General features: G+C 69.6%; 18 protein-coding genes. 7 read left to right on the top strand and 11 right to left on the bottom strand.

Going from position 1 to position 23,172, the window contains the following annotated elements; translation table 11 throughout:
* Positions 1 to 34 precede the first annotated feature (34 nt).
* The gene (locus V7Q42_RS04645) at positions 35 to 1,369 is read left to right on the top strand and encodes a TadE/TadG family type IV pilus assembly protein (protein ID WP_333822759.1); all 1,335 of its coding nucleotides are present in this window, start codon (positions 35 to 37) and stop codon (positions 1,367 to 1,369) included.
* Between the two features lie 19 nt (positions 1,370 to 1,388).
* Here the strand turns inward: V7Q42_RS04645 and V7Q42_RS04640 are convergent, their stop codons facing one another.
* Entirely contained in the window at positions 1,389 to 1,952 is a 564-nt protein-coding gene (locus V7Q42_RS04640; protein ID WP_333822757.1) for a cysteine hydrolase family protein, read from the bottom strand.
* Positions 1,953 to 2,122: 170 nt separating this feature from the next.
* Between V7Q42_RS04640 and ggt the strand changes: the two genes are divergently transcribed.
* From ggt to V7Q42_RS04625, 3 genes are all read left to right on the top strand, one after another.
* Positions 2,123 to 3,889, top strand: a complete 1,767-nt coding sequence (gene ggt / locus V7Q42_RS04635) for a gamma-glutamyltransferase (RefSeq protein WP_333822756.1) — start codon at positions 2,123 to 2,125, stop codon at positions 3,887 to 3,889.
* 164 nt (positions 3,890 to 4,053) lie between these two features.
* On the top strand, positions 4,054 to 5,070 hold the full coding sequence (locus V7Q42_RS04630) for a TAXI family TRAP transporter solute-binding subunit (protein ID WP_333822754.1): 1,017 nt from the start codon (positions 4,054 to 4,056) through the stop codon (positions 5,068 to 5,070).
* A 271-nt stretch (positions 5,071 to 5,341) separates the two neighbouring features.
* A complete protein-coding gene (locus V7Q42_RS04625) occupies positions 5,342 to 7,372 on the top strand; it encodes a TRAP transporter permease (RefSeq protein ID WP_333822753.1) in 2,031 nt (676 codons plus the stop codon).
* A 62-nt stretch (positions 7,373 to 7,434) separates the two neighbouring features.
* On the opposite strand, the gene V7Q42_RS04620 is transcribed toward V7Q42_RS04625, so the two are convergent.
* From V7Q42_RS04620 to V7Q42_RS04600, 5 genes are all read right to left on the bottom strand, one after another.
* Positions 7,435 to 8,040 (bottom strand): trimeric intracellular cation channel family protein, encoded by a 606-nt coding sequence (locus V7Q42_RS04620; RefSeq protein ID WP_333822752.1) that lies wholly within the window; start codon positions 8,038 to 8,040, stop codon positions 7,435 to 7,437.
* 120 nt (positions 8,041 to 8,160) lie between these two features.
* Entirely contained in the window at positions 8,161 to 9,192 is a 1,032-nt protein-coding gene (locus V7Q42_RS04615; RefSeq protein WP_333822751.1) for an NAD(P)/FAD-dependent oxidoreductase, read from the bottom strand.
* A 207-nt stretch (positions 9,193 to 9,399) separates the two neighbouring features.
* Positions 9,400 to 9,720 carry a 2Fe-2S iron-sulfur cluster-binding protein gene (locus V7Q42_RS04610; protein WP_333822750.1) on the bottom strand — a complete coding sequence of 107 codons (321 nt, stop codon included), beginning with the start codon at positions 9,718 to 9,720 and terminating at the stop codon, positions 9,400 to 9,402.
* Positions 9,721 to 9,885: 165 nt separating this feature from the next.
* Positions 9,886 to 10,290: an Hpt domain-containing protein gene (locus V7Q42_RS04605; RefSeq protein WP_333822748.1), complete on the bottom strand. Its 405-nt coding sequence runs from the start codon at positions 10,288 to 10,290 to the stop codon at positions 9,886 to 9,888.
* Positions 10,291 to 10,423: 133 nt separating this feature from the next.
* On the bottom strand, positions 10,424 to 10,738 hold the full coding sequence (locus V7Q42_RS04600; RefSeq protein WP_333822746.1) for a hypothetical protein: 315 nt from the start codon (positions 10,736 to 10,738) through the stop codon (positions 10,424 to 10,426).
* 291 nt (positions 10,739 to 11,029) lie between these two features.
* Between V7Q42_RS04600 and V7Q42_RS04595 the strand changes: the two genes are divergently transcribed.
* Positions 11,030 to 16,312 carry a hypothetical protein gene (locus V7Q42_RS04595; RefSeq protein WP_333822744.1) on the top strand — a complete coding sequence of 1,761 codons (5,283 nt, stop codon included), beginning with the start codon at positions 11,030 to 11,032 and terminating at the stop codon, positions 16,310 to 16,312.
* A 72-nt stretch (positions 16,313 to 16,384) separates the two neighbouring features.
* Here the strand turns inward: V7Q42_RS04595 and V7Q42_RS04590 are convergent, their stop codons facing one another.
* The 5 genes from V7Q42_RS04590 to V7Q42_RS04570 are packed head-to-tail and all read right to left on the bottom strand — an operon-like array spanning position 16,385 to position 20,860.
* Positions 16,385 to 17,152, bottom strand: a complete 768-nt coding sequence (locus V7Q42_RS04590; RefSeq protein ID WP_333822743.1) for a DUF930 domain-containing protein — start codon at positions 17,150 to 17,152, stop codon at positions 16,385 to 16,387.
* Between the two features lie 48 nt (positions 17,153 to 17,200).
* Complete coding sequence (locus V7Q42_RS04585) at positions 17,201 to 17,815, bottom strand: ABC-type transport auxiliary lipoprotein family protein (RefSeq protein WP_333822742.1); 615 nt, start codon at positions 17,813 to 17,815, stop codon at positions 17,201 to 17,203.
* A complete protein-coding gene (locus tag V7Q42_RS04580; protein WP_333822741.1) occupies positions 17,812 to 18,909 on the bottom strand; it encodes an MlaD family protein in 1,098 nt (365 codons plus the stop codon). Before V7Q42_RS04580 ends, V7Q42_RS04585 begins: the two co-directional genes overlap by 4 nt.
* The gene (locus V7Q42_RS04575; protein ID WP_333822740.1) at positions 18,909 to 19,703 is read right to left on the bottom strand and encodes an ABC transporter ATP-binding protein; all 795 of its coding nucleotides are present in this window, start codon (positions 19,701 to 19,703) and stop codon (positions 18,909 to 18,911) included. Before V7Q42_RS04575 ends, V7Q42_RS04580 begins: the two co-directional genes overlap by 1 nt.
* Entirely contained in the window at positions 19,703 to 20,860 is a 1,158-nt protein-coding gene (locus V7Q42_RS04570; protein WP_333822739.1) for an ABC transporter permease, read from the bottom strand. The genes V7Q42_RS04575 and V7Q42_RS04570 overlap by 1 nt, the downstream gene beginning before the upstream one ends.
* A 261-nt stretch (positions 20,861 to 21,121) precedes the next feature.
* Here V7Q42_RS04570 and dgcN point away from each other — a divergent pair, with 261 nt between their 5' ends.
* Together dgcN and dgcA are read left to right on the top strand one after the other, a co-directional pair.
* A complete protein-coding gene (gene dgcN / locus V7Q42_RS04565; protein WP_333822737.1) occupies positions 21,122 to 22,144 on the top strand; it encodes an N-acetyltransferase DgcN in 1,023 nt (340 codons plus the stop codon).
* Positions 22,141 to 23,127 carry an N-acetyl-D-Glu racemase DgcA gene (gene dgcA, locus V7Q42_RS04560; RefSeq protein ID WP_333822735.1) on the top strand — a complete coding sequence of 329 codons (987 nt, stop codon included), beginning with the start codon at positions 22,141 to 22,143 and terminating at the stop codon, positions 23,125 to 23,127. The genes dgcN and dgcA overlap by 4 nt, the downstream gene beginning before the upstream one ends.
* The last annotated feature ends 45 nt before the right edge of the window (positions 23,128 to 23,172 follow it).

Raw genomic sequence — 23,172 nt, 5'->3', positions numbered from 1 at the left:
CAGAACGATCACCATCGATGGCGGCGAAGGCGAAATGTTCTTTCTGAAGAAGCTCGAGGCGTTCGGCCGGGATCGCAGCGGCGCCATCGCGGTCCTGATCGGGCTCGTCGGCACGATCCTGTTCGTCGCCGTCGGCGTGACCCTCGACGTGATCGAGGTCTTCAATCTCAGGTCCCGCCTCCAGTACGCGGCGGATGCCGCCGCGCTCACCGGCGCCATCACCGCCCGAGACAGCTCCAGCGGCGGTGCCCAGGCTTCGGACCGCGCCATCGCCCAGACCGTCGCGAACACCCATTTCGCCGCGGCGAACATCGCCGGTGCGACCGGTGCCTCGACCATCACCTACGCCGCCAACCTCGTCACCTCGACCTACGACTGGCAGGGCGCCTTCGCGCCGCGCTTCTCGCGGATCATCGGCATCGACACCTGGCCGGTCAGCGGCTCGTCGTCGGCCAAGGTCGCGGTGTCGCAGCCGGGCTATGTCGACATCTATTTCGTCATCGACGCCTCGCATTCGATGGCGATCGGCGCCACCGCCGCCGACCAGTCGGTGATGATGAACAAGATCGGCTGCACCATCGGCTGCCATCTGGCGACCGGCTCCGACACCATCTCCAAGGCGCGCACCGCGGGAGCGACGCTGCGCTTCGACGTGATCAAGTCGGCGATCACCAGCATTCTCGCCAAGACCAAGACGATCCAGGCGGCGGCGATCTCCGCCGGTCGCGGCCCGGTCATCCGTATCGCGTTCCTCACCTATTCGAACACGATGAAGACGCCCTTCGCCCTGTCGTCGGACCTCACCGCCGCCACGACCGCCCTCTCCTCGCTCGACGTCGACACCGCGGTCGGCCAGACCGGAACGAACTTCCACACACTCTTCTCCTCTCTCAACGCCGTCTCGATGGTCAACGGCGACGGCAAGACCGCGGCGAAGCCGAAGTCCTTCGTCATCCTGATGACCGACGGTGTCGAGGATTCGGTGATCCAGACCGGAACCGGCGGCACGAAGGTCGGGCGCGACCCCAATTTCGTGAACTACAGCCCCTATGACCGCGAGACCAGCATGGGGTTCAACTGGGACATCCAGGGCTTCGACCCGACCCTCTGCGCGACGCTGAAGTCGAAGGGCACCAACCTGATGACCCTCAACGTCGAATATCTGGTGCCGACCCTGTCGCCGGATTCGGGCGACCCGCGCTATCTCTTCGTCAAGAACACGTTGAAGTCGAAGATCCAGACGAACATGGCCACTTGCGCCACCTCCTCGGAAATGGCGCTCTACGCCTCGAGCTCGTCCGACATCACCACCGCCGTCGACAAGCTCTTCTCCCTCGCCCTCGCGTCGGCCGTCTATCTGTCGAAGTGACCGCGCCGACGCGCCGGCGTCACGCGGCCGCGCCCGTCACATCGGCCGTGCGCACCACCCGGCAGAAGTCCGCCGCCAGGGTCGCGACGTGTGCCCGATGGATCTCGCGGGCGGGAATCGTCCCCTCACCCAGCGCGTCCGGCAGATCCGAACAGTCGCAGGCGTCCTCCACCATCACCATCGGCCAGCCCATGTTGGCGCCGGTGCGGATGGTGGTCGAGACGCACATGTCGCTCGCCCAGCCGAGGCACCAAACCTCCTTCGCCCCGAGCCGCCGCAGGCGCAGGTCGAGATCGGTGCCGATGAAGGCGGAATTGACCGACTTCACCACCAGCGCCTCGCCCGGCTCCGGCTCGAAACCGGGCCTGAGCGCATTGCCCGGGTGATCGGGGCGGAACCACGAGCCCGCGTCGACCGAGTCGTGACGGACGTGGATCACCGGCCGTCCAGCGGCGCGGAACGCGGCGATCACCGCCAGCGCTTTGGCGTCGAGATCCGGATTGCCGCGCGGCGGCCGCCCCGGCAGATCGATCGCCCGCTGCATGTCGATCACCACCAGAACCGCACCCTCGGGAAGCCTCATCGTCGTGCCCTCTCGTTCCATCGCCGACGCGCGTCGCGTCGCTCCGTCACCGGCTGCGGGAAAAAACCTTGCCGAGCCGCCGCGACCGGCATCTCATGACGAACCCCCGCGGTCCAGCCGGATCGGCGGGGATCTGCTCTGCCGTGACCCCGCGACCGGAGGCCCCGATGATGAACGCCCGACGTCTCGCCCGCCTCTTCGTCGCCGCCGCCCTCGCCGCCGCCACACCGGCGATCGCCGCGACCCGGCCGGCGGTCGAGGGCGCCCGCGGCATGGTGGTCTCCGCCAACGCCCGCGCCACCGAGGTGGGCACGAAGATCCTCGCCGCCGGCGGCAACGCGATCGACGCCGCGGTCGCCATCGGTTACGCCCTCGCCGTCGTCGATCCCTGCTGCGGCAACATCGGCGGTGGCGGCTTCATGACCGTGCGGCTCGCCGACGGGCGCGAGATCTTCCTCGATTTCCGCGAGACCGCCCCGGCCGCCGCGACCCGCGACATGTATCTCGACGACACCGGAAACGTACTGAAGGGCGAGAGCCTCACCGGCTGGCGCGCTTCGGGCGTCCCCGGCACCGTCGCCGGCCTCGACCATGCGCTCACGAAATTCGGAACGCTGCCGCGCGCCGCGGTGATGGCGCCGGCGATCGCGTTGGCGCGCGACGGCTTCGTGCTCGAGCGCGCCGACACCGACATCCTCGATCGCGGCACCTCGCGCCTCTCGGGCGATGCGGAAGCCGCCCGCATCTTCCTCTCCCCCGAGGGCCGCACCCGCGCCCCCGGCGACCGCCTCGTCCAGACCGACCTCGCCGCGACCCTCGACGCCATCGCCACCGCCGGCCCGGACGCCTTCTATCGCGGCGACGTCGCGGCCCGTGTCGAGGCGGCGATGAAGGCGCGGCGCGGCACGCTCATCGCCGCCGACTTCGCCGCCTACCGAGTCCACGAGACCGCGCCGGTCTCCTGCACCTATCGCGGCCATCGCCTGATCTCGGCGCCACCGCCCTCCTCCGGCGGCGTCACCGTCTGCCTGATCCTCAACATCCTGGAGGGTTTCGACCTGAAGTCCATGGGCTGGCACTCGGCCGCCGCGGTGAAGACCGCCGTCGAGGCGATGCGCCACGCCTATCTCGATCGCAACACCCTGCTCGGCGACCCCGCCTTCGTGAAGGTGCCGGTCGAGCGACTGCTGTCGAAGGACTACGCCGCGGCGATCCGCGAGCGCATCCTCGCCCAGGGCCGGATCGCGTCGAAATCGCTCGCCCCCGGCGTCGCCCCGCACGAGAAGCCCGAGACCACCCACTATTCGGTGGTCGACGCGGCCGGCAACGCCGTCGCCGTCACCTACACCATCAACGGCCTGTTCGGCGCCGCCGTGGTGGCGCCGGGCACCGGATTCCTCCTCAACGACGAGATGGACGATTTCACCGTCAAGCCCGGCGTGCCCAACCTCTTCGGTCTCGTCCAGGGCGAGGCGAACGCCATCCAGCCCGGCAAGCGCCCGCTCTCCTCGATGTCGCCGACCATCGTGACGAAGGACGACCGCCTCTTCCTGGTGCTCGGCTCGCCCGGCGGCAGCCGCATCATCTCGATCGTCGCCGAAACCATCTCGAACATCGTCGATTTCGGCATGAAGCCGCAGGAGGCGGTCGACGCGCCGCGCATCCATCACCAATGGCTGCCCGACGAGGTCTACTACGAACCCTTCGGCCTCTCCCCCGACACGCTGGCGATCCTGAAGGCCGACGGCTACGTGATGAAGGAGCAGTCGCCCTGGGGCGCCGCCGAACTGATCGAGGCCGCCCCGCCGACCGCATCCGCCGCCGGCCCGGCGAACTCCGGCAACGACTCGGCCTCCTCCGGCAGGGTCCTGCCCGGTCGGCTCTACGGCGCCAACGACGCCCGCCGCCCGGCCGGCGCCGCGGCGGCTCCACAATGACGGGGACGGCGGTCGGGACCGGTCACACGATCCCGCCGATCGCCGAGTAAAATTCTACAATGGTGGCATATCGCCTCCTCACTGCTTTGACTCCCACCTCTCCGGCCGACTAACCTTTCGTCCAACAGGGCCGTTCCGTGCCCTCGGATGAAGGAGATCCCCCGATGTCGGCGAGAAAGACCCTCACTCGTATCGCGGCCGCGACCTTCGGTATCGCCGCCCTGGTCGGCGCGACCGTGGTCGGTGCGCAACAGATGTCCTTCTTCCGCATCGGCACCGGCGGCACCGCCGGCACCTATTTCCCGATCGGCGGCCTGATCTCCAACGCCATCTCCAACCCGCCCGGCTCGCGCGAATGCGACAAGGGCGGCTCCTGCGGCGTGCCCGGCCTGATCGCCACCGCCGTCGCCTCGAACGGCTCGGTCGCCAACATCAACGGCATCGTCGGCGGTTCGCTGGAGAGCGGCCTGACCCAGTCCGACGTCGCCTATTGGGCGTGGTCGGGCACCGGCGTCTTCGAGGGCAAGCCCAAGGTCGAAGAGCTGCGCGCCATCGCCAACCTCTATCCCGAGACCATCCATCTCGTCGCCCGCAAGGGCTCCGGCATCAAGTCGCCGGCCGACCTCAAGGGCAAGCGCGTCTCCCTCGACGAGCCCGGCTCCGGCACCCTGGTCGACGCCCGCATCGTCATGGGCGCCTACGGCGTCACCGAGAAGGACGTGAAGGCCGAATACCTGAAGCCCAACGCCGCCGGCGATCGCCTGCGCGACGGCGCGCTCGACGCCTTCTTCTTCGTCGGCGGTTACCCGACCGGCGCCATCTCCGAACTCGCCACGTCCGCCGGTATCGAGCTGGTGCCGATCGCCGGACCGGAAGCCAAGAAGATCCTCGCCGACTACAAGTTCTTCGGCCCCGACAAGGTCCCGTCCGGCACCTACAAGGACGTCGGCGAGGTCGAGACCATCTCGGTCAACGCCCTGCTCGTCACCTCCGCCAAGCAGCCGGCGAACCTGATCAACGGCATCACCAAGGCGCTGTGGAACGCCAATTCGCGCAAGCTCCTCGACGCCGGCCACGCCAAGGGCAAGGCGATCCGCATGGAGACCGCCCTCGACGGCGTCGGCATCCCGCTGCATCCCGGCGCCGAAGCCTTCTACAAGGAAGCCGGCCTGATCAAGTGAGCCACGGAACGGATCGCGGGGCTCGTGATCCGATGGTCGCCACGACGGCCGCGCCTACGATTCGGCCGCCGTAGAGCGAAGGCCCTCTCCTCCGGTCCTCCCCCCCTCGAGGGGGAGAGACAGAGGGGGGCTCCGGCTTCGGGCCGTCTCGACATCGGGCCGGCGCCGACGCGGCGCCCCCCCTCCCTGTCCCTCCCCCTCCGGGGGGGAGGGAACGACGTGGCCGACGCCGTTTGCGTGAGGCCACGGCCGCAAGAAGGTCGGACATCCCATGCACGAATTCGAACTCGACGAAGCGAAGGCCCGCGAACTCGAGGAGAAGTTCGATCCGGAGATGAGCTTCCGCCCGATGGCGCCGCTCGGCGAGGCGATCGTCGGCTCCGCTCTCGTCGCCCTGTCGCTCTTCCACTACTGGACCGCCGGCTTCGGCCTGTTGCCCGAACTCCTCCACCGCGGCATCCATCTCTCCTTCGTCCTCGGCCTCGTCTTCCTGGTCTTCCCGGCCTTCCGCATGCACGCGGCGCGGACCACCGACTGGCTCCACCCGCTCGGCATTCCGCTCTGGGACTGGGCGCTGTTCGCCCTCTCGGTCGTCGCGGTGATGCACATCCCGCTGATCCCGCTCGACGACCTCGCCTTCCGCGTCGGCAATCCGACGCCGACCGACGTGCTTCTGGGCGGCGCTCTGGTGCTCCTGCTGCTCGAAGCGACGCGGCGCACCGTCGGCTGGCCGTTGCCGGTGATCGCCATCGGCTTCATGGCCTACGCGATCTGGGGGCGCTCGATGCCGGGCATCTTCGTCCACCCGGGCGCGACACCGGCGCAGTTGATCAACCACCTCTATCTCACCACCCAGGGCATCTACGGCGTGCCGCTCGGCGTGGTCGCGACCTACGTCTTCCACTTCGTGCTGTTCGGCGTCTTCGCCACCCGCATCGGCCTCGGCCAGCTCTTCCTCGACTGCGCCGCCTGGGTCGCCGGCCGCTACGCCGGTGGTCCGGCCAAGGTGTCGATCTTCGGCTCCGCCCTTTTCGGCATGATCTCCGGCTCGTCGGTCGCCAATGCGGTGACGGTCGGTTCGCTCACCATCCCGATGATGGTCCGCCTCGGCTACAAGAAGCACTTCGCCGCCGCGGTGGAATCGACCGCCTCGACCGGCGGCCAGATCACCCCGCCGATCATGGGCGCCGCCGCCTTCCTGATGATCGAGTTCCTCAATCTCCCCTACACCACCATCGTGCTCGCCGCGGTGGTGCCGGCCTTCATGCACTTCCTCGGCGTCTTCACCCAGGTCCATTTCGAGGCCAAGCGCGACGGCCTGCGCGGCCTGACCCCCGAGGAGATGCCGGACATCAAGGCGGCCTTCGCTCGCGACTGGCCGACGGTGATCCCGCTCGTCGGCCTGATCTGGATGCTGTTCTCCGGCTACACGCCCTATCTCGCCGCCTTCACCGGCATCACGCTGGCCGTCCTCGTCGGGCTCCTCAATCCGAAGCGGCGGATGAAGCCGGTCGAGATCTTCGAGGGCCTGCGCGACGGCGCCAAGTATGCGCTCGCCGTCGGTGTCGCGGCGGCGACCGTCGGCATCGTCATCGGCGTCGTGACCCTGACCGGCGTCGGCTTCAAGATCTCCTTCATCGTCACCTCGACCGCCACCGAGTTCGCCACGAGCGTCGCCACCTGGCTGCCGGCGTGGATCATGGGCACCAAGGCGCTGACGCTGTTCTTCACCCTGGCTCTCACGGCTGTCGTCTGCATCCTCATGGGCTGCGGCATCCCGACGACGGCGACCTACATCATCATGGTGACCGTCGCCGCCCCGGCGCTGGGCATGCTCGGCGTCGAGCCGATCGTCGCCCACTTCTTCGTCTTCTATTACGGCGTCCTCGCCGACATCACTCCGCCGGTCGCCATCGCCGCCTATGCGGCGGCGGGCATGGCCGGCGCCGACCCCTTCAAGACGGGCAACACCGCTTTCCGGCTGGCGCTGGGCAAGGCGCTGGTGCCCTTCGTCTTCGTCTTCTCGCCGTCGCTGCTGCTCGTCGTGAAGACCTTCTCCTGGGGCGAATTCGCCGTCGCCACCGCGGGCTGCGTCACCGGCATCGTCTTCCTGTCGGCGGCCTTCTCGAAGTACTTCCTGACCCACACCCGCGCCTGGGAACGCCTGCTCCTCGCGATCGCCGCGCTGCTGCTGATCGCGCCGGAGCTGACCTCGTCGCTGGTCGGGCTGGGGCTGGTGGTGCCGGTGGTGGTGGCGCAACTGGCGCGGATGCGCGACGGAGCGACACCGGCGATGGTGTGAGCCCGGACGGCGCGCCGATCGCCGATCGCCGATGCCCTTCCGCGGATCGCGACCGCGATCCTCTACGGTGCTTTCGAGGGCGGCAGATTCCACCCCCTCTTCAGGGCGAGCAACCGTATGACCGTCGCCAGACAGGCTCCCACCGTCGCCGTGACGGTGTCGGGCAAGCCGAATACACTCCCGGCGGCGACGATCCCGCCCCCCAGCAGCGCGGCCAGGGCGTAGATCTCCTTGTGGAGAACCATCGGCGTCCGCGCGGTGAGAATGTCCCGCCCGATTCCCCCGCCGATCGCCGTGATCATCCCGAGCATCGCCGCCATGACCGGGGAGATCCCGGCCTCGAGGGCGCGGCGCGTGCCCACAACGGCGAAGACACCGAGGCCGAGTGCGTCGAACACCGCGACGGGAGCCGACAGTCGGGCGATCTGTCGTCCCGCGAACCAGGTGACGGCCGCGGCGAGGCACGCGAGCGCACAATAGTGCCATGTGGCGATCGCCATCGGCGGCGTGACACCGATGAGAAGGTCGCGAACGATTCCACCCGACGTCGCGGCGACGAAGGCCAGAAAGGCCATGCCGAACGGGTCCAGCCGGCGTTCCGCCGCCACCGTGGCGCCGCTGAGGGCGAAGACGAACGAACCGACGAGATCGAGCAGGGTGACAAGCATCTCGCCTCCGACGCAGAATTCGGCGGACCGTCACGACGGGGTGCCACGCTGCAGGAGATCGGCACGGTGGCGGTCCGGAGGCGCGCCCGTCTCGTCCGGCGAACCGATCCGGCGCGCCGCTCAGTTCACCCCGAGCTTCTTCTGCAGGTTGGTCGACGAGGTCGTGTACTGGAAGACGATGCGCTTGTCGGGGTCGACGATGCGCTTCGCCGCCTGGGACATCAGAGCCGCCTCGTGGAAGCCCGAGAGGATCAGCTTCAGCTTGCCCGGATAAGTGTTGATGTCGCCGATGGCGAAGATGCCGGGTTCCGAGGTCTCGAACTTCTCGGTGTCGACCGGGATCAGGTTCTCGTGGAGGTTCAGGCCCCAGTCGGCGATCGGGCCGAGCTTCATGGTGAGGCCGAAGAACGGCATCATCCGCGTCGCCGGCACGTCGATCACGCTGCCGTCGTTCTTCTTCAGAACCACCGCCGAGAGATCGCCGCCCTCGCCCTTGAGCTCGGTCACCTGACCGATGTGGAGATCGACCTTGCCCTCGGCGACGAGCTTGCGCATCTGCTCGACCGAATGCGGCGCGCCGCGGAAGTCGTCGCGACGATGGACCAGCGTCACGCGCTTCGCCACCGGCGTCAGGTTGAGCGTCCAGTCGAGCGCCGAGTCGCCGCCGCCGACGATGACGATCGACTGGTCGCGGAACGATTCCATCTTGCGCACCGAATAGAACACCGAGGTGCCCTCGTAGCCCTCGATGCCCGGCACCGGCGGACGCTTCGGCTGGAACGAACCGCCACCGGCGGCGATCACCACCACCTTGCAGCGGAACTCGGTGCCGGCGTCGGTCACCACTTCGAAGCCCGCGCCGTCGGGAAGACGCGCCACCTTCTCCACCTGCTGACCGTAGTGATAGGTCGGGTGGAACGGCTTGATCTGCTCCTGCAGCTTGTCGATCAGCTCGAGCGCCCCGATCACCGGATAGCCGGGGATGTCGTAGATCGGCTTCTCCGGATAGAGCTCGGCGCACTGGCCGCCCGGCTTGTCGAGGATGTCGATCAGGTGGCACTTGAGGTCGAGCAGACCCAACTCGAACACCGCGAAGAGGCCGACCGGCCCGGCTCCGATGATGACGACGTCGGTGGTGATGGCTTCGGACATGGGTCAGCTCTTCGATCGGCGGGTGACGAGGAATCGCGATCGGACGCGTCGAACGACGCGCCGGTTCGTGGGGCTTACGAACGGATCGCCGGCTTCTCTAGACGGAAGCTCTCGAGCGCGAAAGAAACGTGTTTTCGTCCCGCGCGCAAGTCGGCGAAAACGGTACCCATCGCCGCACGTGCGGCGCCGGCGCGCGAGAAGACCCGATCAGGCCTGCTTCTCGGGGATCTCGACGACGAGACCGTCCCAGTCGGCGACGATCTTCATCTGGCAGGAGAGGCGCGAGGTCGGCCGGACGTCCCAGGCGAAGTCGAGCATGTCCTCTTCCATCGGCTGCGGCCCGCCGACCTTCTCGTACCACTGCGCGTCGACGTAGACGTGGCAGGTGGCGCAGGCGCAGGCGCCGCCGCATTCCGCCTCGATCCCCGGAACACCGTTGCGCACCGCCGCCTCCATCACCGTGGAGCCGACCTCGGCGTCGACGACGATTTCTTCCTGGCCTTGGGGGATGAAGGTGATCTTGGGCATGGGGGCCTCGGGCGTCGGGAACAGCGATGGCGCGTCGCGCCTCGACCGGGCGAGGCGTCGCGCGCCATCGACTTGAAGCCTTCCCGGCCCGCCGTCAAGTCGGCGAGACCGGTCGATGTCCCGAAATTCGTCGTGAGACGGGGCCGCATCCCTCTCGGAGCCGCGTCAGGCCGCCGGCGCCAGCAAGGATGCGACAAAGCGTTCGACCTCGTCCACCGCCTGCGCCAGATCCGTGGTCAGCCCGCGGATCTCGACGGTCGCCGTCGCGCTCTCCAGCGCCTGGGCGAGCCGGCCGACCCGGACGGCACCGACGGCGAAGGCCGAGCCTTTCAGGCGATGAGCGATCTCGCCGCGCTCCGTGGCGTTCGCCGCCTCGGCGATGCGCCGGGCGAGACCGGCGCCCTGCTGGACGAAAAGGGTCAACACGTCGCGCTCGAGGTCGCTCGAACCGAAGGTCTGCCGCGCCAGATGGATGAGATCGATCGGCGCCGGCTCCCGCCCGACCGCCGCGAAGCCCGTGGTCGCGTCGCTTCCGTTCCCGCTCGTCCGTTCGACCCCGATCATGTTCATGGCACCCTCCCGGAACGTTCGTCGTCCGTGTTCGAGGGAACCGAGTATGGGGAGGAGGTACCGAGACGCGGTTAAGAAGCCGCCGCCGGAGCACCGTCATCTGCGAAGACGGTGAGAGAAAGGTGAACGATGGTCAGGTCGGCGCGTTCGTCGCTTCCACGCCGAGTGCCCGCCGGCCGGCCGGTGTCAGCCTCGCCACCACCCAGTCGGGTTTGATCGGATTGACGAACCACGGCTCGGCCCAGCCCCGCGCGATGCAGACGCGAATCGTCTCGTGCGCCACTTCGCGCCCCTGATCGTCGAAGAGGGGAAGTTTACCGCCGGGTTGGTTCAACCCCCGGGAGAGGTAGGCCCGTTGCGCCGGGCTCGGAGCCGCGCGCGTCGCCCCGCCCTCCCCGTCGCCCGCGGTGGCGGACTTCCTCGCCGACTTCGCCTTCGCCCCCGCCATGATCCACACCCGTTAACGATGATCGCCGAAACGCGGCAACGACTGTTTCATCTTCGTTAATGTGCCATTACCATCCGACTGCGGCAATCTGCGAGGAGGCTGACCGAACGACCCTGGTCGCGCGGTCTCGTCCCCGCACGCACGGCGTCACCCTCATCCGAACCGGCGGCGGTTCGAGGTGGTCGGCGACGTCCCGGGCGAAAGACCCGGTCCGCCCCTCGGCTCGGCGACGAGACGAGGATCGTCCGGGCGGACCGAAGAGTACGGTGTACGGACGCGAGGCGAAGACCCATGGCGACCAATCCCACGAAGACCATCGACCCCGTCGAGGCGGCTCTCTCCGCGGTCGAGGAGGCTCTCAAGCTCGATCTCGAGGGCACTTCTCCCGAAAAGCCGGCCGAGACCCCGGTGGTGAAGGTCGACCCGAAGCCGGATTCGCCGTCCGACAAGGCCGCCCGTTCGGTCGAGGCGGCGCTCGCCGAGCCCGCGCCGGTGAAGCCGGACCCGAAGGCGAAGGTCGATCCCAAGGCCAAGGTCGAGCCGAAGGTCAAGGCCGAGGCCGAGCCCCGCGCCGAGGCGCGAAAGGCCGCGCTGCAGACGCCCGAACCGGCCAACGATCCCGCGCTCGCTCCCGCAGCTACGACCCGCGCCGCCAACGACGACCGCCGCGCCGTGTCCGGCATCACCTATGCCCTGACCCGCCGTCCGTCGAGCGCCCCCTACTGGTTCGCGCTTCTCGCCTCCCTCGCCTGGGTCGGCGTCACCGGTTGGCTGCTGCGCGCCACATTGGCGCCGCAGGGCGCCGACATCGCCGCACTCGTCCAGCAGCCCAACGTCCTCTTCGCCGCCGCCGGTGTGATCCTGCCGGTGTTCCTGCTCTTCGGCTTCGCGGTGCTGCTGCGCCGCGCCCAGGAACTGCGCCTGACCGCCCGCTCGATGACCGAGATCGCCCTGCGTCTCGCCGAGCCGGAGACCAACGCCCAGGAGGCGGTGGTGTCGGTCGGCCACGCCATCCGTCGCGAGATGGCGGCCGTCGGCGACGGCCTCGAGCGCGTCGTCGCCCGCGCCGGCGAGATCGAGGTGCTGGTGCACAACGAGGTCTCCTCGCTCGAACGCGCCTACGGCGAGAACGAGTTGCGCATCCGCTCGCTGATCGAGGAGCTGGTCAACCAGCGCGAAGCGATCGTCAACAATTCCGAGCGCGTCCGCGCCGCCATCTCCGGCGCCCACGAAGGCCTCTCGGGCGATCTCATGACCACCCGCGAGCGCATCGTCGAGGCCGCCGACGAGGCCTCCAAGCGCCTCGTCGGGTCGCTCGGCGACAAGAGCGTCGAGATCAACAACACCCTGACCGCCACGGTCGAAGGCGTCGTCACCGCGCTCGACACCCGTTCGTCCTCGGTCATCGACCGCATGTCCGAGACCGGTCGTACCGTCGCCGAGACCCTGTCGAGCGCCGGCCAGGTCGCCGCCGAGACCCTCTCGGTCAAGGGTTTCGAGATCACCGACACGCTCAACCGCACCGGCGACCAGATCGTCGCCGCGCTCACCGACCGCTCCGAGCTGATCACCGAGACCGTGCGCTCGATGGGCGAAGGTCTCGCCTCCACCCTCGCTGAGCGCACCGACAGCCTCGCCTCGACGCTGACCGAGCGCACCGGCACCCTCGTCACGACCTTGTCGGAGCGGACCGAGACGCTCGCCGCGACGCTGACGGATCGCACCGATACCCTCGTCTCGACGCTGGCGGAGCGCACCGACACCCTCGCCGCGACGCTGACGGATCGCACCGACACCCTCGCCTCGACCCTCGCCGAGCGCACCGACACCCTCGCTTCGACGCTGTCGGAGCGCGGCGACGTCCTCGCCGTCACCATCGCCGAGCGCACCGAGACCCTCGCCTCGACCCTGTCGGAACACACCGACGGTCTCGCCGGCGCCCTCTCCGAGCGCACCGCGGTTCTGGCGTCGACGCTCACCGAGCGTACCGACGCCCTCGTCTCGACGCTCACCGAGCGCACCGACACGGTCACCAACACCCTCGCCACGACCGGTGAGACGCTGATCGGCACCCTGACCAGCACCGGCTCGTCGCTGAACGACTCGCTCGCCTCCACCGGCCAGCTGATCGCCGAGACGATCCAGACCCGCGGTCACGAAGTGAACGCCGAACTCAAGGCCCACGCCATCGAGATCGACGCCACCCTGTCGCGCACCGGCGGCGAGATCGTCGACGCCATCGCCGAGCGTGCCGGCGAAGTCGCCGACGCCCTCAAGGGCACCGGCCAGTCGCTCGCCGTCGACCTCTCGCTGCGCGGCGCCGAGATCACCGAGCGTCTCGACGAGACCGGCACCAAGATCGCCGAGACCATCTCCTCGCGCGGCGGCGAACTCGCCGATCGCCTCGGCGACACCGGCGAGAAGATCTACAAGTCGATCGTCGTCCACGGCGCCGAGCTGGAGCAGCGCCTCGCCGACACCGGCAAGAGCCTCGACGAACTGCTCGAGAACCGCACCGGCGAGTTCCGCGCGAGCCTCGACACCACGCTCAACGGCGTCGGCGACGAACTCTTGAAGCGTACCCACGACCTCGCCGAGCGGCTCGGCCGTGCCGGCACCGAAGTGGCGCGTCTCGTCGGTACCCAGGGGGACGTCGTCGCCCAGCGGATGACCGAAACCGGAACGCGCATCGCCGAGACCCTCGCCGAACGGGGCGAATCCGTCACGTCCGGTCTCTCGGCCCGCCTCGACACCCTCGATCAGATCGTCAACGTCCGCGCCGCCGGCCTCGTCGAGGTCCTCGGCGATCGCACCGAGACCATGCGCGACCTGCTCGAGACCCGCTTCGTCACGGTCTCCGACACGCTCGCCGCCAAGACCGAGATGCTCGCCTCGACCATCGAGACCCGCACCGCCCTCATCGGCGAGGTGGTCGATCGTCATACCACCGACATGTCCGAAGCTCTCGAGGCCCGTCTCGGCGAATTCGGCGCCACCGTCGGCGCCAGCGTCGAGAACGCCACGCGAGACTTCGAACGTCGGGCGGAGACGCTCGCCTCGACCATCGACGCCCGCGTCGGCCGGATCGAGGAGGCGCTCGACCTGCGCGGTCGTCAGATCTCCGAGAGCCTGATGGAGCGCACCCGCGAGATCGCCACGACCTTCGCCCAGGGCCAGATCCAGGTCACCGCCGCCTTCGACGGCCGCATGGACGAGGTCGGCCGCGTCCTCACCCGCCGCACCGACGAGATCGCCGAGCACCTCGCCGACCGCGTCGCCGAGGTCAACGGCACGCTCGGCGCCCGCCTCTACGAGGTCACCGAGACCCTCGATCAGCGCACCGCCGCCTTCGACCGCCTCACCCAGGACCGCCTGTCGGCGATCACCTCGGCGCTCGGCGAAGAGGCCGACCGCGCCGCCCGTCAGGTCGCCGGTTCGATCGAAGGCGCCACCGGCCGCATCACCGGCGCGACCGAAGAACTCGAGCGCACCATTTCCGGCCGCACCGCGACCGTCGTCGGTGAACTCGACGCCCGCACCCGCGACCTCACCGATCTCATCGGCGGCCGTGGCGGCGAGCTCGTCTCCGCGCTGTCGGCGCAATCCGACGCATTCGCCGCCCACGGCGGTGAGCTCGTCTCCGCCCTGTCGGCGCAATCCGACGAATTCGCCGCCCGCGCCGGCGAGATCTCCCGCGCCCTCGGCGAGACCGTCGACGGCCGCGTCGGCGAGATCACCGGCAAGATCGGTCAGGCCCGCGACATCCTCGTCGAAGCCCTCGACCGCAAGGGCCGCGACCTCACCGAAGCCGTCGCCCGTCAGGGTCTCGACGCCACCCGCGTCGTCACCGAGGCGCGCGAAAAGCTGGTCGCCGCCTTCGACGACAAGACCCGCGAGGCCACGGAAGTGGTGTCCCGCGCCTCCGAGACCCTCGTCTCCGCGCTGGACGAGAAGAGCCGTGTGGCGACCGAGGTGGTCGCCGGCGCGACCGCTGCGCTCGTCGCCGCCTTCGACGACAAGAGCCGTGCCGCCGTCGGCGTGGTGGCGCAAGCCTCCGACCGCCTGCGCGACGACATGGGCGGGCTGCTCGAGCGCCTGACCCAGGCCAACCTCACCCTCCATTCGGTGCTCAACCGCGCCGGCGAGAACCTCGACCTCGTCGAGAAGAACCTCGGCGGCCGCACCGAGGAGGTCCGCTCCGTCCTCGAACAGGCGCTGTCCGAGACCCGCGGCATCACCGAGCAGGTCTCGACCCAGGTCGCGGCGCTGGAGAGCACCTCCAAGAACGTCCTCCACGACGTCGCCGATCTCACCCTGCGCTTCGACGAACAGGCCCGCAGCCTGACCTCGGCCACCAACCTGCTCTCCGACGCCAACAAGGCGCTCGAGACCACCGTCGAGGAGCGTCGCCGCTCGCTCGAGGAGCTCGCTGCCGGCCTCGTCGACAAGACGCAGTCGGTGGAGACGATGATGCACGCCTTCTCCGGTCTGGTGGGCGACACGCTCACCACCGCCGAAGCCCGCGCCCGCGACGTCGGCGCCTCGCTGACCACCGCCGCGGAAGAGGCGATGCGCAAGGTCCTGACCCAGCTCGACACGCTGCGGCAGACCGCCGGCACCGAGGGTCAGCGCTCGGCCGAGGCCCTGCGCGCCGCCCAGGAGGCGATGATCGCCGAGATGACGCGCGCCGTCGGCGAGACCACCGGCCGCTTCGCCGAGGCGACCGACAAGATGCGCGACGCCGCCCGCATCATGCAGTCCGAGCTGGAGGCCACCCGCACCGAGCTTCGCCGCGGCGTCCTCGAGTTGCCGAAGGAGACCGAAGAGTCGACCGCCCAGCTGCGTCGCGTCGTCACCGACCAGTTGAAGGCGCTCGCCGATCTCTCCGCCCTGGTCGGCCGCCAGACCGCCAACCTCGACGTCTCGCGCGCCACCGGCACCCGTGCCGCCTCGGTCGAGGCCGCGCCGCGCTACGAGGCGCCGCGACGTCCTCAGCCGGCCCCCGCGCCCGCGCCGGCGGAACCGGCCGCCGTCGCCTTCGCCGAACCACGTCGTCCGACGCCGTCCGCGCCGGCCTACGGCAGCTATCGCGAAGCCCCCGCCGCCGCGCCGCGCGAGGAGCCGCGTGAGCCCGCTCGCGGCGGCTGGATGTCGGATCTCCTGCGCCGCGCCTCGCGCGACGAGGAACCGGCCCCGGCCCCCGCCCCGACCTACGCCCGCGCCCCGACGAACGTCGTCGACAAGCTCGATGCGCTCTCCGGCGACATCGCCCGCGCCATCGACGACGAAGCCTTCGCCGATCTGTGGGACCGCTGGCGTCACGGCGAGCGCAACGTCTTCTCGCGCCGGCTCTACACCCTCCAGGGCCAGCAGACCTTCGAGGAGATCCGCCGCAAGTATCAGCGCGACACCGAGTTCCGCACCGCGGTCGACCGCTACGTCGCCGACTTCGAGAGCCTGCTCGGCGAAGCCTCGCGCTCCTCGCGCGATCCGGACGCGGCGCGCAACTACCTCGCCTCCGACACCGGCAAGGTCTACACGCTCCTCGCCCACGCCAGCGGCCGATTGGACTGAGACGAGGCGTGACCCGGTCGAAAACGTGAACGGCCGCCCCTCGGGGCGGCCGTCTTCGTTTCGGAGCGCCGATCAGTCGAGCGAGCCGCCGGGCGCCGGCAGGGCCAGCCTCGACCAGTCGCGCCTCGGGATCTCGTCGCCGACCCGCAAAGCGAAGTCGACGACCTTCGTGAGATCGGCGCTCACCTCGCAGCGGAAGGACACGGCGTACCAACGCCCCCCCGACGCGAAGGCCCCGCCGTCCGCCTCGACCCGGCGTTCCGAGACCCGCACCTCTGCCGAAGCCTGGGCGACCAGCGTCTCCGGGCGGAAGGCAGTTTCGCGGGCGTGGATCTGTTCCAGGGCCTCGAGGTCGCAGAGCTGGACGAGGCGTTCGTCCCCGGCCATCCGTCGCAGGTCTTCGCGGGCCCGACGACTCCGGGGCGAGGCGAGAACCTCGGCCGAGAACAGCCGGGTCGCGCGGATCATCCCGTCGGGCGAGGCCGACGCCGGCACCTGGGCACCGGCCGGCGGCTCGGAACGAGGCACCGGCGTTTCGCGAGCGTCGCCCATCGGCACGCTCCCCGCCGCGGGTTCCGCCTGCACCGACGGCCGGGCCGCAGCCGGAGCGGGGTTCTCGGCCGGAGGTGGTGCCACCAGTTCGACTTCGATCCGTTCGACCGGTTCGACCTCGCCCACCGTCCGGTGCACCGTGTGCAGCGTCAGGAGCGCGGCGACCACAACGGCGTGGACGACCGGCGACGCGACGGCGCCCCACGCCTCGGTGTCTCGGTCGAAGACGGTGTCACGATCGAAGAAGATGCGCCCCGCCGTCACGTGATCGCCCCGCGTTGCGGACACCCGCGGCCCGTCCGGTCCCTACCAGCCGCCGGCTGCCGGCCGATGCCCTCAGCCGCGCTGACCGGCCCAGGCGACGATTTCGGCCATCAACCGCGCCTGCGCCCGATCGAAGGCGGCGACGGCCGCCTTGGCGCTGTCGGTGGCGGGCTCCTCGGCGCGGAAGGCGCGGGTGGCGAGGACGCGCCCCGTTCGGTCGTCCATCAACTTCATCGACAGCGCGATCACCACCCGCCCTTCGCCCGCCTCGTAGTCGAAGGCGCGGATCTCGGTGACGATCTGCCGGTCGATGGCCAGCCCCTGGCCCGGACGCCCGGCGGCGCGGAACCGCCCCGACGCTTCGAGCGCCCCGACGAGCCGCGACTGGACGAGGCGCGGCAAACGGTCGGACCATTGAGCGCCGGAGAAATAGGCGATCTCGGTGGCGCTCGGCCGCACCACGATACGTTCGGTGTCGAGCGCCCGGTCGGCCGCCGGTTCGGCGACCAAAATCTGCAAGGAGCGGCCCCGCGGCGGCGTGGTCGTCGCCGGCGCGCTGAGATCGTAGGTGTCGGCCGACGGCGTCGGCATCACCGCCGAACAGCCGGCGAGCACCGCCGCGAGGCCGAGCGCCGCGAAAGCGCGCCCCGCCGTCTTCGCCCGTCGATGGTCCGCGCCTCGCCTCATCTCCTATTCCCCGAATATTCCGGCACCCGCGCGGCCGAACCGCCGAAGATCAGCCGTTTGGGATCTCGATCGAGATTGGTCACCGCCCGATCGATGGTGCCGAGGGTGCGTCTGCCCTCGGCGACGAAGTCGCGCAGATCGCGCACCCCGGCGCCGGTGAGCCGCGCCAGTCCATCGGCGATCTCGTCGGCCCGCGTCTGGAAGGTCAGCGCCGTCTCCTTGATGCTCTTCGCCGCCGCCGTCGCCTCGTCGAGGAAGCCGGCGGCCTGTTTGACCACGCCTTTGCCCTCGTCCGACCCGGCGATGGCGTCGATCTTGGCGAGGATGCCGTCGACCCGCTTCGACGCCTCGTCGAGCCGGCCCATCATCGAATGGGCGTTGTCGACGATGTCGGTGACCTTGCCCTTGTCGACGGTCCGGACCAGGCCGTCGACGTCGTCGGCGAGCACCTCGATCTTGCCCGAGACGGAGGCGAGGACGTCGCCGGCCTTGGAGACCGCGCTCATGAACTTCTCGACGCCGTCCGAGTTCTTGGCGAGCGCGTCGGAGAAGGTCTCGGCGTTCTTCACGGTCTTCTTGATCGGCTCGGCATTGTCCTTGATCAGCTGCTCGACCTCGCCGACGGCGCTGTCGAGCCGGCCGAGCACCCGCTGTGCTCCTTCCAGGATGTCCTGCATCGATGAGCGCTCGGCATAGATCAGCCGCTCGTTCTCGTCGCGGGCGAGGAGAGACTCCGCCTGCGCCGACCCGCCCCAGATCTGCACCGTGGCGACGCCGGTCAGCCCCTGGTAGCCGAGCGAGGCGCGGCTGTCGGTCTTGATCGGCGTCTCGGCGTCGACGTCGACACGGGCGATCACCCGCGCCGGATCGTCGGGAGCGAAGGAGAGCTTCTTCACCTCGCCGACCTTGATGCCGTTGAACGACACGTTGGCGCCGGTGACGAGGCCCGAAACCGAGCCGGGGAAGACGACGACGAGGCTGGCGCGGCGCGCGCCCTCGCCCCCCCGCAGGAGCCAGAAGGCCGAGCCGAATCCCGCGGCGATCACCGCGAGAACGAACAGGCCGACGGTCACGAGGTTGGCGCGAGTTTCCATCAACGTCCTCTGGCGGCGATGCCGCGGGCTCTCGTCCCTCTGAAATAGGCCTTCACCCACGGGTGATCGAAGGTGAGCATGTCCTCGAGCGTTCCGTCGACCAGAACGCGTCGATTCCCCAGAACCGCTATTCGGTCGCACACGGTGGCCAGACTGTCGAGGTCGTGTGTCACCATGAACACCGTCAGACCCAACGTATCACGCAATTTGGCGATCAGATCGTCGAAGTCGCCGGCGCCGATCGGGTCGAGACCCGAAGTCGGCTCGTCGAGGAAGACGATCGCCGGATCGAGCGCCAGCGCACGCGCCAGACCGGCGCGCTTGATCATGCCACCCGACAATTCGGACGGGAATTTGTCCGCGGCGTCCTGCGGCAGCCCCACCATGGCGATCTTCAGCCGGGCGAGATCGTCCATCATCGCCTCGGAGAGATCCATGTGCTCGCGCATCGGCACCTGGATGTTCTGCTTGACCGAAAGCGACGAGAACAGCGCACCGTGCTGGAAGAGCACCCCCCAGCAGCGCTCGACCCCGGTCCTGACCTTCGGCTCCACCGTGTCGAGATCGTGGCCGAAGACCTCGACCGTCCCGGCGCGTTTCGGATTGAGGCCGAGGACGGTGCGCATCAGCACCGACTTGCCCGTCCCCGAACCGCCGACGAAGCCGAGGATCTCGCCGCGCCGGACGTCGAGATCGAGGTTCTCGAGCACCAGTTTGTCGCCGAAACCGACGGTGATGCCGCGGCAGCGGATGATCGGCTCCTCTTCGCCGAGATGTCGGACGCATTCCGCCATCACACCCCCGCCGCCGCATAGAACATGGCGAAGATGCCGTCGACGACGATCACCATGAAGATCGACTTCACCACCGACTGGGTCGTCTGGGTGCCGAGGGATTCGGCGCTGCCCTTGACCGCCAACCCCTCGACCGAGGCGACGAGGCCGATGATCAGCGCCATGAACGGCGCCTTGGCGATACCCACCCAGAAGGTGCGCATCTCGATCGCCTCCTTGAGCCGCATCAGGAAGGTCTCCGTCGGGATGCCGCCGTAGGTGTTGCAGACGATCGCCGCGCCGAACAGCGCCGCCAGATCGGAGAGAAACGTGAGGATCGGCAGCGCCAGCATCAGGGCGAGGAGCCGCGGCACCACCAGCACCTCGACCGGATCGAGACCGATCACCTTCAGCGCGTCGACCTCCTCGCGCATCTTCATCGAGCCGAGTTCGGCGGTGAAGGACGACCCCGACCGTCCGGCGACCATGATGGCGGTGAGCAGCACCGCGATCTCGCGCAAGGTCAGCACGCCGACCATGTCGACGACATAGAGATCGGCGCCGAAACGGCGGAAATAGAACGCCCCCTGCTGGGCGATGATGGCGCCGATGAGGAAACTCATCAGCGTGATGATCGGCGCCGCGTTGAGCGCGGTCCGCTCGAGTTGGTGGACGAAGGGCACGAAGCGGATGCGGCTCGGATGCAGGGTCGTCTGAACGACGACCACCGCCACACCGCCGAGCAACGTCAGGATCGCCTTCGCCTCGTCGAGGAAACCCACCCCGAGTTCGCCGAGCCGCTCGAGCCACCGCCGGATCGTCGTCGGCTTCGCCGCCGGCGCGGGTGGCGGCAGGTCGGCGTCCGCAACCTCCGCGAACAACACCCGCCGGGTCTCGTCGAGACCGACGATGCGACGCTCGGCCTCCGGGACCGCAGCGATCATCCGATCGACCAGCAGCGCGCCGGCGGTGTCGACATGGCCGGCACCGGCGAGATCGATCTCGATCGGGCCGCGGGGACGCGTGCCGAGGACCTCGCGGACCCGCGCCTCGACCTCACCGACGGTGCGGATGGTCCAGTCGCCGCCGATCACGAGACGCGTCGCCGCCGGGCCGGCTTCGACGACGAGCGTCGGCCGTACCGCAGACCCGCGAACGATCGCCTCCTCGAACCCCATGGCATCTCCCGATCACCCGAGACCGAACCGGCGAACGACGCCGTCGGGTCCGCGAGGTGTGGTCGGCGGTGCGGTCGGCTGCGTGTTCGGCGCATGCCCGACCGGCGTTCGACACGCCTTGGCGGTCGCCGCGCCGACACGTATGAATCGTGCGGTCGAGTGTGCCGTCGCTGCGCGTCGGCCACAAGCATCCCTCGTGCTTTCGCGCGTTCGTGTGGCGGTACGACGACAGATCACTCGCGTTGCCACCGGAGGCCGCCCATGGAGATCGCCCGCCCCTATCTCTTGTTCCTCGGCGACGTGCCCGATCAGTTGGCGGCGAAGACCGCGCTCGGCATCGTCGACTGGCGACCCGAGTGGTGTCTCGGCCAACACCGCCTGACCGGCTGCAGGGCCGATGCCCGCCGCCCCGATATGAGCATCGCCGAAGCGGCTACCGCCGGGGTGAAGACCATGATCGTCGGCGTCGCCAACGCCGGCGGCGTGCTGCCCGACCACTGGATCGCCTCGATCGTCGAAGCCCTCGACGCCGGCATGGACATCGCTACCGGCCTCCACGTCCGCCTCGCCTCGATCCCCGAGATCGCCGAGGCCGCCCACCGCAACGGCCGCAAGCTGCACGACGTGCGCTTCACCCACGAGCGTTTCGCCACCGGCAAGGGCACCAAGCGGCCCGGCCTGCGGCTCCTCACCGTCGGCACCGACTGTTCCGTCGGCAAGAAGTACACCGCCCTCGCCCTCGAGAAGGAGATGTGCGCCCGCGGCCTAGACGCCGACTTCCGCGCCACCGGCCAGACCGGCGTCTTCATCTCCGGTCGCGGCGCGGCGATCGACGCGGTCGTCGCCGACTTCATCTCCGGCGCCGTCGAATGGTTGTCGCCGGCCGCCGAACCGGCCCATTGGGACGTCGTCGAAGGCCAGGGCTCGCTCTTCCATCCCTCCTTCGCCGGCGTGTCGCTCGGCCTCCTCCACGGCGCTCAGCCCGACGCCTTCGTCGTCTGCCACGAGCCGACCCGCACCACCATGCGCGGCGTCCGACATGCGCTGCCGACCATCCGCGACGTCATCGAGATGACCGTCGCCTGCGGCCGCCTCACCAATCCGGCGATCCGCCCGATCGGCATCTCGATCAACACCGAACATCTCGACGAAGCCGAGGCGCGGCGCGTCTGCGAGGAGGCGGAAGCCTTCCACGACCTGCCCGCCTCCGACCCGGTCCGCTTCGGCGTCGCCTCGATCGTCGATCGTCTCGTCGCGCTCTTCCCTGCCGGAGGGGCGAAATGAGCCTCACCCTCGAGATCGCGGTCGAGAGCTTCCCGATCGCCGGTTCCTTCACCATCTCGCGCGGCTCGCGCACCGAAGCGGTGGTGGTGACCGCCACCCTTTCCGATGGACGGGTGACCGGCCGCGGCGAATGCGTGCCCTACGCCCGCTACGGCGAGACCGTCGACGGTGTCGTCGTCGCCATCCGCACGGTCGAGCCGCATCTCGCCGAACCCGGTTTCGACCGCGCCCGCCTCGCCGAAGTGATGCCGGCCGGCGCCGCCCGCAACGCCCTCGACTGCGCCCTGTGGGACCTCGAGGCGAAACGCGCCGGCGTGCCCGTCGCCGAGCGCCTCGGCCTCGCCGCCACGACGCCGCTCGTCACTGCCTACACCCTGTCGCTGGGAACGCCGGAGAGCATGGGCGATGCGGCGAAGGCCGCCGCCGCCCGCCCGCTCCTCAAGGTCAAGCTCGGCGGCGACGGCGACCCCGACCGCATCGCCGCGGTGCGCGCCGGTGCCCCGCAAGCACGCCTGATCGTCGATGCCAACGAGGCGTGGCGCACGGCGAACCTCGCCGCCAATCTCGCGGCCTGCGAGGCGGCCGGTGTCGAGCTGATCGAACAACCCCTGCCCGCCGGCGACGACGACGCGCTGCGCGGGCTCACGACGCCGATCGCGCTCTGCGCCGACGAGAGCCTGCACACCGTCGCCGACCTCGCGTCGCTGCGCGACCGCTACTCGGCGATCAACATCAAGCTCGACAAGGCCGGCGGCCTCACCGAGGCCCTGGTGATCGCGGCGGAAGCGAAGCGGCTCGGCCACCGCATCATGATCGGCTGTATGGTCGGCACCTCGCTCGCCATGGCGCCGGCGGCGATCCTCGCCCGCATCGCCGACTTCGTCGACCTCGACGGCCCCCTGTTGCTCGCCCGCGACCGCGTCCCCGGCCTGCGTTACGAGGGCTCGCTCATGTACCCGCCCGAACCGGCGCTGTGGGGCTGACGAAGCGACGCGAAGTGCCGGCGCCGAGGGCCGTCACGCCTTCGA

Source organism: Pinisolibacter sp. (assembly GCF_036782435.1).
In the GTDB taxonomy this organism is placed as follows: Bacteria; Pseudomonadota; Alphaproteobacteria; order Rhizobiales; family Ancalomicrobiaceae; genus CALBKH01.
Note: the sequence above shows the minus strand (reverse complement) of the source record. Positions and strands in the feature narration are given on the sequence as shown.

Coding starts and splice junctions, on each gene's coding strand:
- V7Q42_RS04575 (WP_333822740.1), bottom strand. CDS start 19,703: ATGGCGGAATGCGTCCGACATCTCGGCGAAGAGGAGCCGATCATCCGC.
- V7Q42_RS04620 (WP_333822752.1), bottom strand. CDS start 8,040: ATGCTTGTCACCCTGCTCGATCTCGTCGGTTCGTTCGTCTTCGCCCTC.
- V7Q42_RS04605 (WP_333822748.1), bottom strand. CDS start 10,290: ATGAACATGATCGGGGTCGAACGGACGAGCGGGAACGGAAGCGACGCG.
- V7Q42_RS04595 (WP_333822744.1), top strand. CDS start 11,030: ATGGCGACCAATCCCACGAAGACCATCGACCCCGTCGAGGCGGCTCTC.
- V7Q42_RS04600 (WP_333822746.1), bottom strand. CDS start 10,738: ATGGCGGGGGCGAAGGCGAAGTCGGCGAGGAAGTCCGCCACCGCGGGC.
- V7Q42_RS04640 (WP_333822757.1), bottom strand. CDS start 1,952: ATGAGGCTTCCCGAGGGTGCGGTTCTGGTGGTGATCGACATGCAGCGG.
- V7Q42_RS04570 (WP_333822739.1), bottom strand. CDS start 20,860: ATGGGGTTCGAGGAGGCGATCGTTCGCGGGTCTGCGGTACGGCCGACG.
- V7Q42_RS04585 (WP_333822742.1), bottom strand. CDS start 17,815: ATGAGGCGAGGCGCGGACCATCGACGGGCGAAGACGGCGGGGCGCGCT.
- dgcA (WP_333822735.1), top strand. CDS start 22,141: ATGAGCCTCACCCTCGAGATCGCGGTCGAGAGCTTCCCGATCGCCGGT.
- V7Q42_RS04645 (WP_333822759.1), top strand. CDS start 35: ATGTTCTTTCTGAAGAAGCTCGAGGCGTTCGGCCGGGATCGCAGCGGC.
- dgcN (WP_333822737.1), top strand. CDS start 21,122: ATGGAGATCGCCCGCCCCTATCTCTTGTTCCTCGGCGACGTGCCCGAT.
- V7Q42_RS04630 (WP_333822754.1), top strand. CDS start 4,054: ATGTCGGCGAGAAAGACCCTCACTCGTATCGCGGCCGCGACCTTCGGT.
- ggt (WP_333822756.1), top strand. CDS start 2,123: ATGAACGCCCGACGTCTCGCCCGCCTCTTCGTCGCCGCCGCCCTCGCC.
- V7Q42_RS04580 (WP_333822741.1), bottom strand. CDS start 18,909: ATGGAAACTCGCGCCAACCTCGTGACCGTCGGCCTGTTCGTTCTCGCG.
- V7Q42_RS04625 (WP_333822753.1), top strand. CDS start 5,342: ATGCACGAATTCGAACTCGACGAAGCGAAGGCCCGCGAACTCGAGGAG.
- V7Q42_RS04610 (WP_333822750.1), bottom strand. CDS start 9,720: ATGCCCAAGATCACCTTCATCCCCCAAGGCCAGGAAGAAATCGTCGTC.
- V7Q42_RS04615 (WP_333822751.1), bottom strand. CDS start 9,192: ATGTCCGAAGCCATCACCACCGACGTCGTCATCATCGGAGCCGGGCCG.